Raw genomic sequence first — 14338 nt, 5'->3', positions numbered from 1 at the left:
TACTTAGTGTATTTTTTACATTATCTATTCCCCAGTTCCACAACCTCTAAGGTATGGATTTTTTCCTCGGAAATGCAGAATCTTAACATAGAACGCATTTTGTGCCAACCTTGTTTGCCTGCAGCGCCAGGATTTAAGTGTAAAGTACCGATTTTCTTATCATACATTACTTTTAATATATGCGAGTGCCCTGAAATGAAAATTTTCGGAGGCTTAGTGTATATTTGACGCTTTACTTGAGGAGCGTACCGATCGGGATAACCACCAATATGAGTTATCCAGACATCAACTTCCTCACAATTGAAACGGAGGTGCTCCGGGTAGACCTGGCGTACATCTTTGCCATCAATATTTCCATAGACTCCTCTAAGCGGTTTAAAAGCCGCTAACTTGTTTGCTAACTCAATTCCACCAAAATCACCTGCGTGCCATATCTCATCACAGTCTTCAAAATACTTAAACACCTTTTCATCCAGATATCCGTGCGTATCAGATATCAACCCAATTCGTGTCATTAAAAGTAGCAGCGGTTAAAAAATGATAAAAAAATCTTTTAGAGAATTAACAAAGTCTTCGGAATACTGCTTAATAGATGAATAAATGACAAAAGAAGAAGTTTTTTGTTTCACTTTTTTCAAACTAAATAACTGAATAATCCGGTGGGGTTCGGATTCGCTGTAGGAATGAATATAGGTCTCTCCAATTAAATGCAAATAGCTCAATGATGCGTACCGGGCAAATAAAGAAGCTGTTTCAAGAGGAAGAACTACCGCCAGAACCCCGTCTTGAGTAAGTTTCTGACGTACAAAAGAAGCTAATTCCTCAAAAAAAGAATGATCAGCGTGGCGTGCTGTTTCCTTTTGTTTATTCGGATTCTTTAGCGAATTGACAAAGAATGGAGGGTTCGTTACGATAAGATCATACTGCTTGTCGGGATGATGAATAGCAAAGTCCTGAAAGGACTCCGGATATACCCTTAACCGCTTCGAGAAAACAGACTCAGAGAAGTTGAACTCCGCTGTTTGCGCAGCGATTCTATCAATCTCCAACGCATCTACAATCGCAAGTGGGAAACGCTGAGCTAGCATTAGAGCAATTACCCCGGTACCTGTACCAATATCGAGCACAGTTTCTGGCTGCAAACCCTCTCCCGCTAAAGCCCCTAGAATAACGCCGTCCGTGTTTATTCTCATTGCACAGCCATCCTGCGATACGGAGAACTGTTTAAATTGAAAGAATGGAGACGACATAGTGCTTTTTACTTTCCGAACAAACCATAAGAACGACGGTGATTGAATAGCCGCACTGCTTAGAACTAATTTTATAGCGCAACCTATCCAAAATACTGCAGTAGTAATTGTTAGATTAAAGGACCGAAGGTAAGAAAAAGTGAAGAAACTAGAAGCTAGGTCTTGGCTGGGAACAACTTGTTTCGTAACCTTAAAGAAGGATTTTCGATCATTTTGAAAATCAAAATCCCTATCCCAATAGAAAGAAAGACATAACCGCTGAAGTACAGATACCAGTTAGTACCCGCGAGCGTCTTAAAAAAGAAGTCCTTCCAAAGTTCATTTACCAAAGGATGAAAAAGGTAAATAGAGTACGAATAGGTACCAATAACTCCTAAAGCAGAAGTAAAGACGTTTTCTTTTGTTTGCAGAAACCAAATCAACACAAAACCAAAAGCCAGATAAAGCAGGGTTAGTGGCAATGAGGACAGCCAAAAGTTATTTTCCCGGGCAAAGATAAATGGCGTGGTAATGACGATAGAACTAAGGATAGCCAGGGTATACTGGTACTGTTTTAGAAACTGCAACATCTGCTCTTTGTAATATTTATAAATATAGCAGAGAAAAACGCCGAAGAAAAGGGAATCAAACCGTAGATGAGTTCGACCAAAAAGTGCGTGGAAGTTATAAGCTTCGGGAGGAGATATCACATTAATAAACCGCAACCCGAGGCAAACTACACCGATTATCAAAAATGTCCAGAAGAGGTTCTTGCCAAACTGCGGTCGTTTTAATAGGAACAAGAGTAAGAATGGCAGAAGAATATAAAAGTGCTCCTCAATAGCCAGTGACCATGTATGATCATATATTCTCGGAAAGTAGTTCTGTATGAAGATGGCATTGTAGAACAAGCCGATATAGTCATTTTGCACTCCTAAAAGGAAGTTTATCAGGGTTCCAATAATCAGGAAAACGAAATAGGAAGGGTAAATCTTGAATCCGCGCCTGATGAGAAACCTTTTGACATCAATGTTATTGGTTCGCTTATACTCGTCAAACAGGAGTCCGCCGATTAAAAAACCGCTCAACACAAAAAACAGATCAACACCAATCCAACCGGCAATACGAAAACGATTAAAAAATGTCAGTAACACTCGATTTTCCAGTCCCTCAAGATTCAGATGGTTTAATAATACAAGCAGAATTGCTACCGCCCTGATGGCATCTAACTGTGTAATTCTCTTTTGTACAGACATTATAGGTAAATAAAAATTAAGGCAGAAAAAACACTCACCCTCCCGACAATTGCTGTTCTTATACTTCTTCGATCCCTAAAGGTTTCAATAATTAGCCACTTATCCATCATTAAGTCGCTCGAACACTTTCTCCTCTTTATAATCATAATCCTGCAGCCGCAAAATAAAAAGCCCCGATGAAAATTCCATCAGGGCGACACAAAAATCAGGGCTGTTAGTCCATCCTGAATACTACAGGCATTATATACTGCACCCGCACTTTCCGATCGTTTTGTATACCAGGCGCCCATGCCGGAGACCTACGCAAAACTCTGACTGCCTCCTCATCACATCCAAAACCTACTCCTTTTAAAACCTTTATATCCGTTAAACGTCCATCTTTTTCCACAATAAAGCTGAGAGTTACCCTACCGATGCTATCCTCGGGGGCAATTCCATAAAAAGATGCACTTTTGGCTAAAATGTAAACTATGTCATTTTTTGAGGGAAAACGCAATATTTTTCAACATTTATTAGATTTTTTAAGACTTTTTGTAAATATTTGAGCTTTAAAATCTATTTTTGTTCAAAAAAAATACAAAAACAACGCAAAAATCATGTCAAGCCTCCGTTTTCAAGCATTAAATGCGGTACTTACCAGGACTGTTCCAGAGGTAAATTTACCATCAACAAAAGTTTCTGAATTTTACGCTACTAACGTTTTCGACAAAAAGAAAATGAAAGAGTACCTTTCAAAAGAAGCTTTTGAGAGCATTAATAATTCAATTGTTCATGGCGTAAGAATCGACCGCGAAATTGCCGAGCAAGTTGCGTCAGCAATGAAAGCCTGGGCAATGAGCAAAGGTGCTACACACTACACTCACTGGTTCCAGCCTTTAACAGGATCTACTGCTGAAAAACATGATTCATTTTTTGAACCTGCGGGCGACGGCACCGCTATGGAGAAATTCTCCGGCGATGCGCTGTCTCAGCAAGAGCCAGATGCTTCTTCATTCCCTAACGGAGGAATCCGCAGTACTTTCGAAGCTCGTGGTTACACTGCATGGGATCCTTCTTCTCCTGCGTTCATCATGGGCGGTACACTTTGTATCCCAACTGTATTCGTTTCTTACACTGGTGAAGCTCTAGACTACAAAGCTCCGTTATTAAAAGCTCTTAGCGTAATGGACAAAGCTGCTACAGCAGTAGCTCAGTACTTCGATAAAAGCATTGAGAAAGTAAACGCCTCTTTGGGTATCGAGCAAGAGTATTTCCTTGTAGACTCAGCGTTATTCAATGCTCGTCCTGACTTATACCTGACTGGAAGAGCATTATTCGGTCATATGTCTGCTAAAAACCAGCAGTTAGAAGACCACTACTTTGGTTCTATTCCTGAAAGAGTACAAGCTTTCATGCAGGACTTAGAGTGCGAGTCTATCAAATTGGGTATTCCTTTGAAAACTCGTCACAACGAAGTCGCACCTGCTCAGTTTGAATGTGCTCCTATTTACGAAGAGATCAACTTAGCCATTGACCACAACCAGTTGTTGATGGACCTGATGGACAAAGTTGCCCGTCGTCATAACTTCAAAGTATTATTACACGAAAAACCATTTGCTGGTATCAACGGATCCGGTAAACACAATAACTGGTCGCTTATCACCAACACTGGCAAAAACCTGCTAGCTCCAGGCAAAACTCCTAAGAACAACCTGATGTTCCTTACATTCTTTGTAAACACCATCAAAGCTGTTCATGAGTATGCCGACTTGCTACGTGCTTCTATCGCATCTGTAAGTAACGACCACCGTCTAGGTGCTAACGAAGCTCCTCCGGCTATCATTTCTATCTTCCTTGGAAGTCAGTTGAATGATGTGTTGGATGAGATCGAAACTTCACGTGTAACCAGCAAAATGAAAAACGAAGCTGCTTTGTGGACTAACATCCCTAAAGTGCCTCAGATTCTATTAGATAACACCGATCGTAACCGTACGTCTCCATTTGCCTTCACTGGTAACAAATTTGAGTTACGTGCAGTAGGATCTTCAGCTAATTCGGCTAACCCAATGACTGTTCTTAACCTGATTGTTGCAGATCAGCTGAACAAGTTCAAATTGGAAGTTGATAAATTACTGAAGAAAGGTGAGAAGAAAGACGTGGCGATTATGACCGTGATCAAACGCTACATCAAGGAATCTAAGAGTATCCGTTTCGAAGGTAATGGCTACAGCGACGAGTGGGCAGAGGAAGCAGAAAGAAGAGGTTTATCAAACATCAAAACTACTCCTAAAGCGCTAGACGTATTAATTTCTGAAAAAACTGAGAAATTATTTGAAGAAACCGGAGTATATACAAAACGTGAAGCGCATGCACGTCACGAGATTCTTTTAGAGAACTACTTCAAAAAACTTCAAATCGAAGCGCGTGTAATGGGCGAAATCGTGAACAACGTAATCATCCCTGCTTCTGTTGCTTACCAAACTGAATTGATCACTAACGTAAAAGGTCTTAAAGATCTTGGCTTGGGTGAAGAATCATATGCTGCTCAGTTAGAGATCATCCAAAAGCTTTCTAACCACATCAACTTCATCAGAACAAACGTTACTGCGATGATTAATGCGCGTAAGGATGCAAACAAGATTGAAGATGCCCGCGAAAAAGCAATTGCATATGATGAGAAAGTAAAGTCTTACTTCGATCCAATTCGCTACCACGTGGACAAATTAGAGCAACTGGTTGCCGACGACAAGTGGCCATTGCCTAAGTTCAGAGAGTTGTTATTCTTGAAATAATCGTTTCTCTATACCTTCGCAAGAGGGGAATACATAAAAAATGCCGGCAGCTGTCGGCATTTTTTTATTTTTGGGCAACTTATAAAACTTATGCTCCCTTTTTGGGAGCCGGAGGCGCTAATGTCAGACTTAAAATATAACCAGCGCGGCGTATCTGCCGGAAAAGAAGACGTTCACAACGCGATTAAAAACATCGATAAAGGTATATTTCCTAAAGCTTTTTGTAAGATAATTCCCGACATTCTCGGGGGCGACGAAGCGTGGTGCAACATCATGCATGCTGATGGTGCAGGAACCAAATCCTCCCTTGCCTACGTGTATTGGAAAGAGACAGGCGATATCTCCGTCTGGAAGGGAATAGCCCAGGATGCTATCATCATGAACCTCGACGATCTTCTTTGCGTAGGAGCCACAAACAATATCCTTTTATCCTCTACCATCGGAAGAAATAAAAATCTGATCCCGGGTGAGGTAATTGCCGAAATTATCAATGGAACGGAAGAAATCTTAGCTGAACTGAGAGAACTGGGAATTGGCATTTACTCGACAGGAGGAGAAACTGCGGATGTAGGGGACCTGGTGCGGACAATTATTGTCGATTCTACCGTAACCTGCCGCATGCCAAGGGCAGAAGTTATTTCGAACGATAGAATTCAAGCCGGTGATGTTATTGTTGGTCTGAGTTCTTACGGACAAACATCCTACGAGAAAGAATATAACGGCGGCATGGGCTCAAACGGCCTTACTTCTGCGCGACACGACGTATTTCATAAATATGTAGCAGAAAAATATCCGGAAAGCTATGACCCAGCCGTTCCTTATGAATTGGTATTTGCAGGGAGCAAAAAGCTTACTGACGATATAGAAGTTGAAAACGGACAACGAGTTAGTGCTGGTAAGCTTGTCCTCTCTCCTACACGAACTTACGCTCCTGTTATAAAACGCATTCTGGAAAGATTCAGAAGCCAGATCCACGGGATGGTTCACTGCAGCGGAGGCGCACAAACAAAGGTGCTCCACTTCATCGATAACCTTCATATCATCAAGGACAATCTTTTTCCCATTCCTCCCCTATTCAAGTTGATTCAGGAGCAATCTGGCACCAGTTGGGAGGAAATGTATAAGGTATTTAACATGGGACACCGAATGGAACTATATGTCCCTGAGGAAGTCGCTTCAGATTTGATTAGGATTGCAGAAGAGTTTAATATAGAAGCAAAAGTAATCGGTAGAGTTGAGGCCGCAGAAAAGAAGCAAGTGACTGTCACCTCAGAATTTGGAATGTTCCGATATTTTTAGGAACCACTAGAAATAAAAGAAGAGGCTGTCTCAGAAGGACAGCCTCTTCTTTTTTTAATAAGGGAGTAGATTTTGGTTAATTGAGGCATGGGAACAAAGCGCTCAAAGGTGGTAGTTTCTAAATCTTAAGATCCAGCTCTGATGTCCCTTCTTCCTCCGAGTCTTGGCGAATTGATTGCTGAGAACTATTCGGGACGGACTGCGGAAGGTCATTATTGAGAGCAGACAATAGAAAGGAAGCCCCCGTCATTTGTATTGATCCTGGGTGCAGGAATAGCTATAAGGTAGCGAGTAAATAATAAGTGCAGGTTTTCCTTACAAAACCTGCACTCAAGGTGTACCCAAGGTGCACTCACCGTGCACTCGATAGCAATCAAACGGGTACAAGAGCTTTGCTATACACTAGATCAGCGCTGCCGCTTTTTCCTTGTTTTAGGACTAACTATCTGGTAGCGGTCTTCTTTGTTTTTGAACTTGTAGAAGCCTTACGAATATCCAACTCATTGATAATATTCTTGGCTCCACCCAATACGTCGATACACCACAGCACATACCGGGCATCCACTGCAATAGTTCTTTTGTACTGCTTGTCAAAAGCAATATCACCCGACATCGCTTCCCAGTTTCCATCAAAGGCCAATCCAATCAGTTCACCATTACCGTTGATTACCGGTGAGCCCGAGTTTCCTCCGGTGATATCATTGTTAGTGATAAAGTTCACTACAAGTGTTCCATTTTCAGCGTACTGACCGAAGTTTTTGGCATTGTACGCCTCAATAAAGTTCTGGGGCAAATCAAACTCATCATCGCCGGGTTGGTATTTCGCCATTACACCGTCAATAGTAGTAAGAATGTTGTAGGTAACTCCATCCTGAGGAGAATAATTTTGAACGTTACCATAACTAATCCTCATGGTAGAATTGGCATCAGGATACATCAGCTTGCCCTTATTCTTTTCAAGCAAAGCTTTTAGATATACCTTATCCAAATCAGCCTTCGCCGCCTCGAAGTCAGGCAGGACAGGCGTGAGATTGTTTTTCACGTATTCCGTCGGAACCAGGTTAATTGCGTACTGATATCCGGGATCGCTCTCCAGAACTTTCAGAGAAGGCTTTGCATAAAATTCACGCAGTCGCTGTGGATCAGTGAAAATTGATTTCTCCCAAAGGAAATCAGCAAACTTTTGGAAAGTTCCTTCAGGGGCACCGGTCCAATAATTCTGTGCAATAGCCGTATAGAATTTTGGATGCTGAGTCCGGGGGACATCGTTGTAGAAAGAAGACAAGATCTGAGCAAAAATCTTTTTATCTGCAGAGGCTATATACGTCTCCTCGTAAGCTTTTAACGCCGTCTCAATTCTTTCTTTTGTCTGCTCGGGCTGCTTATTTTCCAAAATATTAGTTACAATCCCCTTTGCCTGAATTGCCTGACGAACCCATGCCGAAGCAAGAAAACCTTCGTTTACGTAGGTTCGCTGTATTGCATAAGGTGCGTAGGTAGCATAAACTGTATTGAAACGGTCGATAATGTTAGCATATTCTGGATTATTCGCCGCCCAGGTATTAAACTCCGATTCCTCTTTCTGCTTCTTTTCGTAGATCTTTAAGCGTTTTAACTGTTCGGTTTGCCCGATATAATACTTCCAGTAATTAGCAATATTTGCATATAGTGAAGAAAGTCTCAAGCGCGTAGCAACGTCTTTATCCATTTCTTCCTTCCATGCCTTCAGTCGGATGTCACGAAGCTTCACGATCGTTGGAGAAACCTGTTCGGTAGCTAGTTTTACACCGTAGGAAGTCAGAAACCTATCAGTACGCCCGGGGAAGCCGTAAACCATCGCAAAATCGCCGTTCTCCACACCTTTAATAGATATAGGCAAGAATTTTTTCGGGGTGTAAGGCTTATTAGAGGCAGCATAAGCAGCTGGTTTATTGTCAGCACCCGCATAAACACGAAATACGGAAAAATCACCCGTGTGACGCGGCCATACCCAGTTGTCTGTGTCGCCACCGTACTTTCCGATTGATTGAGGAGGTGTGCCCACTAATCGCACATCGTTAAACTTCTCGAAGACATAGAGGAAGTACTGGTTTCCTTTGTAAAAGTCTCTCACAAAACCTTCGTAATGTGTGCCTTTTGTTGCCTCCGCGGCGATCTTATTTCCCGCTTCGATAATGGCCGCCGCTTTTTGAGCCTCAGCAAGACCTTGAGTAGCTGCATTAATTTTAGCAGTTACGTCCTCCATCCTTACCAGAAAATTCACGAACAAACCCTCCACCGGCTTTTCCTCGCCGTAAGATTTCGCCCAGAATCCATTATCCAGAATATTATCCTGAGGAGTGGATTTGTCCGCGATAGCATCATAGCCACAGTGGTGGTTAGTGAAGATCAATCCGTTTTTGGATACGATCTCACCGGTACAAAAACCACCGAAAGAAACGATGGCATCTTTTAAACTTGCCTTGTTGATGTTGTAAAGATCTTCAGGAGTCAGCTTAAACCCCTGCTTTTTCATTTGCTCATAATTCTTGCCAATGAGCATCGGGATCCACATGCCCTCATCAGCCTTTACAATGCTGGATAGCAGTACCGCTGAGGCGAGGAATAGGGAGAAAAGTAGTTTCTTAAATCTCATAATGTGTTAAATTATTTACAGCAAAAATAAGAGTTAAGTGACAATGTAAAACCCAATTAAAGTTATTGGGCGTTTTTCTTGATGAGCCCTTGCTTTAAATAAAAAATGGCTGGACGTTTTATTATCGCCCAGCCATCGAAAAAGGTTTTATCTCAGATAATTAAAAGGTATACCGTAATCCTAATTGCATTCTCCAGGCTGATGTTACACTAGAGTAGTCGCGGAACGGCCGCTCTGGTAAAACGGTCTGACCATTAATGGTAGTTGTCACCATCTGGAACGTAGGAACGCCCGTCGCGCTCACGTTAGTCACGTTCAACAATGGATAGTTATAGTTCTGATTTGGAGCTCCGGTTGTTAGCAGATCTGGCACCGCCCAGTTCGAGTTGATTAAATTACCTACGTTCTGGATATCAAAACTCAGCTGTAAGGTATTCCGACGACCTGCAACGTTTGTGAAAACATCCTGAAGTAGTCTGAAATCAAAACGGTTCAACCAAGGCATCAATCCACTGTTTCTTAATACATAGTCTCCCCTGCTGTCTGAAAGAGCCTTACTGTTATTCACAAACCTTTCAAAAGCCTCGCGCTGTTGAGCTTCTGTAAACAAAACAGCGTTATTGCTACCCAGAATTGGTGCAAAGGTAAGCTCGTTGGCACTTCGCGGAATATAAAGGAGATCTAAAGAAACACCGTCTCTGTTGAGATCACCGCCCGTTGTATAAGCAAACCTGCCCTGATTAGCACCATCATAGAACAAAGATACCGTGGTAGCCAGGTGCTTCACATATTCTCTCCTGTAGGAAATATTTCCTACGATTCGGTGAGGGATAGAGTATTGCGAAATTCCCAACAGCTGTTCGTTTGGATCATTTATGGAGTAGTTGTTGGCCCAAGCAGAAGAAGCCGATGATCCTGGGTTTCCAGAAACGTCCCTTGCATCCGTGTAGGTGTAGTAAATTCCTCCTGAAAGCCCTTTCCGTTGAGGGATAGAAAGACCGATTGTTCCAGAGAAGGAATATCCTTTATTGGTATTTGCAAGAACAGCAGTGGTATTTCCGGTTCCCGCGTTATATCTGGAATTTGCACTTCCATTCCAGAAATCGCGTCTGTCGCCTGAATAGTTCATCTGCATAGGAGCTGGTCTCCTGTTGGCGTTGAACTGGTAGATGGCGTTGATATCTTTAGAATATAATAAGTCTGTTGTGGCAACCAGTGGTGTACCCGGAATTAGGTAATCAGCACCAAAGCTGCTACGCCAGATCTTAGGCATCTTGAAATCAGGATGAACTAATGAAATGCTACTTGGTGTTCCGGAACTTGGGGTTTTTAGGAACACGTTGGACGGACCGTTATTTACCCAGTACATCGGATCCGGATTAAATCGGATTCCGGGGAGAACATCTGAGCCTACAGGCTCTAACTGGTTTTGGATTAGGCCCGTACCGCCCGGCATATTCGTTAACCATACAAAAGGCACTCGTCCTGCAAAAATTCCGGTTCCTCCGCGAAGTTTAAGTGAACCATCGCCAAAGACGTTATAATTGAAACCTACGCGTGGAGATAGAATTACTTTCGACTTAGGCCATTGTCCGCTTGGATAATACTTGGTCTGAATGCCGTTCACATCAAGCAACTCCAGGTTGTCAATTGCAGGGTTGGCGTCCAGGTCATTAAGATAAAGAGGAAGCTCTGCTCTTAATCCCACTGTCAAATCAAAATTATCAGTTACTGCTAACCTATCCTGAAAATAAGCTCCCGCAATACCAAAGTTAATTTGAACATACGGATCCTGTCCCTGATAAGCATAAGTAATACCGTAGGAGGTTGGTTGAGCATTGTTGATGAAATCATCTACAGAAGCGTATCTGTAGTAAGAAGTCGCCATACGCTGATAAAGATTTTTATAACGGATCTGCTCGTAACTTAATCCCCCTGTGAAGGTGTGCCTTCCTGCCGTATAAGTAAGGTTGTCGATAAAAGTATAGTTATCATTGATCAGATCATTGGCTCCAGAGAAAAGCTCAGTACCAAAACTCATATAGTTACTGTTTCCATTCCAGATATCCACAAATGGAAACGGACTACCAGGAGTACTACGGGTTGCCTGACTATGGCTATACGTAGCAAGTAATTGATTTGACAACCTCGAAGATAAAGTACTGTTCAGCTCGGCCGTTACAGAAGCAATCTTATTTAAGTAGCTGAAATTCGAATTGGAAAAAGCCAATGAATTAGAGCTAACCCGGTTGGATGACGATCTTGGATTAGGTCCCGAATTTCCGTTCACCACGTCATCGCTGGTTCCTTCCGCATAGTTGAAGCGCGTAGTGAATTTGTGATTGTTGTTGATATTCCAATCAAGGCGAGCTAAAAACCGGTCGCTCTTATTGTTAAACTCGTTCGCATAGTTCTCGTATGCTCCGGGATCATAGTTATAGGTATTGATTAAATGGGTTCTTACGCGCTCAAGGTCCGCTGCTGTTGTTCTGGCTACGTTGTTGCCTGTTAAACCCGGACGACTGGCAATCCAGTTGATACCAGGAAATATTTCATTTTCATTTTCGTAGTTGGCGAAAAAGAACAATTTGTTTTTAATGACCGGGCCACCCAAACGGAAACCGTAACTTCTGGTACTGTTATCAGGGTTCGGTACTCGCTCACCGCTAATTCTTGTCCCTCTTAAATCCTGATTACGATAGAAGATATACGCTGATCCTGAAAATTGGTTGGAGCCGCTCCTGGTTACCGCATTGATACCTGCACCCGTAAAGCCTGACTGACGAACATCGTAAGGTGCGATATTGATTTGTAGCTCCTCAATTGCATCTAAAGAAATGGGACGCGTAGCCCCTCCGGGCAAAAGATCAGAAGAACTCGTTCCAAACGCATTATTGAAATTCGCACCGTCTACCTGCAAGTTGTTAAACCGGTTATCCCTACCAGCGAAACCCACTCCGTTCGCCTGTGGAGTAAGTCGCGTAAAATCCTCTAAACTCCGGGTTATTGTTGGAAGATTATTTAGTTGAGCAGTATTAACGTTAGTGCTCGCACCCGTTCTATTTGTGTTTAAACGCGATGCTTCAGCTGAAACCACCACTTCTTCCAGTTGTCCTGACTGGCTAAGCTGAACCTCCAACACATAAGGTTCGCCCAAACGGAGAGTGATATTAGTGAACGTACGAGGCTGAAAGCCAACATACGAAACATCGATACGATACGGTCCGCCCGCCCTCACGTTTGCAATAGTAAACTGACCTTGCACGTTCGTGGACACTCCATAGTTCGTTCCGGTAGGAACATGGGTCGCCTTTACCGTCGCCCCAATCAATGCCTCCCCCTGCGCATCTTTTACCGAACCGGTGATACTACTGGTAGTCACCTGAGCTAACAAAGACGAGACAGAGAATACAAAAAACAGAAAAAAAAGTAAGGATTTTTTCATAGCGGTTTTTTTCATCATAGAGTTTTATATCTCGAGCGCAAAAGTAGCGAGCAATCTTTAGACTTTAACAATAGTCGGATTAAATTACTGTTAAATATGAAACTAAAAGCGAAAAGCTTTACGCTTGTTTCAATAGAACATATAATCAGACTTTCTGAAATCGCTTTTTGATCTCAACTATCAAAGGAGAACATTTTCTCCTTTGATAGTTCTCTCGCAAAGAGTACTATAATTAATACCCCGAATCCCTCTTAACCTCCAAAACATCCTGAAGGTTTTGGGGTAAGTTCGAAAGGAGGTTCAAATGTGCCGCGGTTTCTATACTCTTTATAGTTACAATATACTTTCTCCAATCGAGATCTAAGCTGTTACTATTGGGAGTATTAATAGCAATAACCCGAGTGGTTGGAGAAACGCGGCTTAAATCATTATTACCTGACGGAATAATAACAGCAACTTTCCAAATGTTAGAGGGAACAGTAATTTTTCCATCGGCAATCTTATCAAAGGTACCAAGCGCACTTGTTCCTCCGGTTCCGTAACTACCCATGATAATATAGGCCTCATTTCCCGCTGCTACCTGTCCTCTCAAATAATTTTCAAAATCTGCCCATACCTTCTCATTGTTATTAGGAGCCTGGGGAATAATATTTGTCATCAGGAAGGTAGAAAGGTTTGCATTGACAGATGAAGTCCTGTCGGCGGAAGGAACATTGTGCCCCCGCTGGAAGCCGTACTTGCTGTATTGATAGCTGGTACTTTCTGCACGATACCAGGAAGCTGGCAAGCCCGACCAGGCTGCGAAGTTATCCTGACGACCTGAAACTGGCACGATATCTTCCGCTCCCAGGTGCCAGCTTACCCAGTTCGGGGTGGCCCTGGTACTACTATAACTTTGTACGTAGTACTTCTGATCGATCAAATAATTATCGGCAAACAAGACATTGGTTTGCGCACCGGAAGGGTTTCCGAAAAGCAAATTGCTATTGTCGCCACTCGCGGGCTGCGCATCCGGGCCTGCCGTTACATCACGTGCCGTCTCAGATTCCCCGGCACCGGGAGTCTCCTCGTCGGGCGTGTCGGGCTGGCCTATCACAATACCGGGATCACCAGCTCCCCGAAAGGCAATATTGTCAATGTTAATACGAGCTGTCCCCGTCTTCTGTATCTTGAAGCGAACTTTCCCCGATGCATTAACAGCAAAAGAATCGGTAACCAGGCTGGTGTTATTTTCAACGATGTCGTTACCTACTTTAGTAAATTCACCGCCGTCCACTGACATCAATAATTGCCAGGTAGAGGCAGCATCGTTACCATACTTAGCATGCTTGATGTACAACATCTTCAGGCCAGATATATCGAAGTTCATGCTGATACTTCCCTGTCTAATCCTTACGGATTTGGTTCCTTCTTTTCTGTCAGCAGGAAGATCGCCGATCAGGGCGTCAGTAAAGTTCCAGGATCCGGTAATCAAATTTACATCGCCAGCGGCGTAAGAACCTTTCACCCCTAAATCAAATGTTTCAGTTATTAGATAGGATGTCGGTGTTGGCGTAGAAGGTATTTCAGTTCCCGGCTCCTCGGGACCAGCTAAAGCAGAATTACTTTTTTTAGAACAAGCAGACATGACAATAACCATGCTACAAGTAAAAAGCATGAATTTTGACTTCATAAAAAGATAATGTATAAAATAAGAGTAGGTA

The 14338-nt window shown here is 42.7% G+C and carries 9 protein-coding genes; 2 read left to right on the top strand and 7 right to left on the bottom strand.

Annotated features, from left to right (window positions below; translation table 11 throughout):
• Nucleotides 1-20: 20 nt before the first annotated feature.
• The 4 genes from J4N23_RS05690 to J4N23_RS05675 form a co-directional block, all read right to left on the bottom strand.
• The gene (locus J4N23_RS05690) at nt 21-515 is read right to left on the bottom strand and encodes a metallophosphoesterase (protein WP_207426056.1); all 495 of its coding nucleotides are present in this window, start codon (nt 513-515) and stop codon (nt 21-23) included.
• A gap of 15 nt (nt 516-530) precedes the next feature.
• On the bottom strand, nt 531-1250 hold the full coding sequence (locus J4N23_RS05685) for a tRNA1(Val) (adenine(37)-N6)-methyltransferase (protein ID WP_207426055.1): 720 nt from the start codon (nt 1248-1250) through the stop codon (nt 531-533).
• 155 nt (nt 1251-1405) lie between these two features.
• Nucleotides 1406-2485 (bottom strand): acyltransferase, encoded by a 1080-nt coding sequence (locus J4N23_RS05680; protein ID WP_207426054.1) that lies wholly within the window; start codon nt 2483-2485, stop codon nt 1406-1408.
• Between the two features lie 214 nt (nt 2486-2699).
• Complete coding sequence (locus tag J4N23_RS05675) at nt 2700-2981, bottom strand: energy transducer TonB (RefSeq protein WP_242689131.1); 282 nt, start codon at nt 2979-2981, stop codon at nt 2700-2702.
• A gap of 100 nt (nt 2982-3081) precedes the next feature.
• On the opposite strand from J4N23_RS05675, the gene J4N23_RS05670 reads away from it, so the two are divergent.
• Together J4N23_RS05670 and J4N23_RS05665 are read left to right on the top strand one after the other, a co-directional pair.
• Complete coding sequence (locus J4N23_RS05670) at nt 3082-5256, top strand: glutamine synthetase III (RefSeq protein ID WP_207426053.1); 2175 nt, start codon at nt 3082-3084, stop codon at nt 5254-5256.
• Between the two features lie 120 nt (nt 5257-5376).
• A complete protein-coding gene (locus J4N23_RS05665) occupies nt 5377-6555 on the top strand; it encodes an AIR synthase related protein (RefSeq protein ID WP_207426423.1) in 1179 nt (392 codons plus the stop codon).
• Between the two features lie 442 nt (nt 6556-6997).
• Here J4N23_RS05665 and J4N23_RS05660 read toward each other — a convergent pair whose 3' ends face one another.
• From J4N23_RS05660 to J4N23_RS05650, 3 genes are all read right to left on the bottom strand, one after another.
• The gene (locus tag J4N23_RS05660) at nt 6998-9190 is read right to left on the bottom strand and encodes a S46 family peptidase (protein WP_207426052.1); all 2193 of its coding nucleotides are present in this window, start codon (nt 9188-9190) and stop codon (nt 6998-7000) included.
• Between the two features lie 160 nt (nt 9191-9350).
• Nucleotides 9351-12635, bottom strand: coding sequence for a TonB-dependent receptor (locus J4N23_RS05655; RefSeq protein ID WP_207426051.1), 3285 nt, complete (start codon nt 12633-12635; stop codon nt 9351-9353).
• Between the two features lie 232 nt (nt 12636-12867).
• Nucleotides 12868-14307 (bottom strand): DNA/RNA non-specific endonuclease, encoded by a 1440-nt coding sequence (locus tag J4N23_RS05650; protein ID WP_242689129.1) that lies wholly within the window; start codon nt 14305-14307, stop codon nt 12868-12870.
• Between the last annotated feature and the right edge of the window lie 31 nt (nt 14308-14338).

Source organism: Pedobacter sp. SYSU D00535 (assembly GCF_017355855.1).
Taxonomy (GTDB): Bacteria; Bacteroidota; Bacteroidia; order Sphingobacteriales; family Sphingobacteriaceae; genus Desertivirga.
Note: the sequence above shows the minus strand (reverse complement) of the source record. Positions and strands in the feature narration are given on the sequence as shown.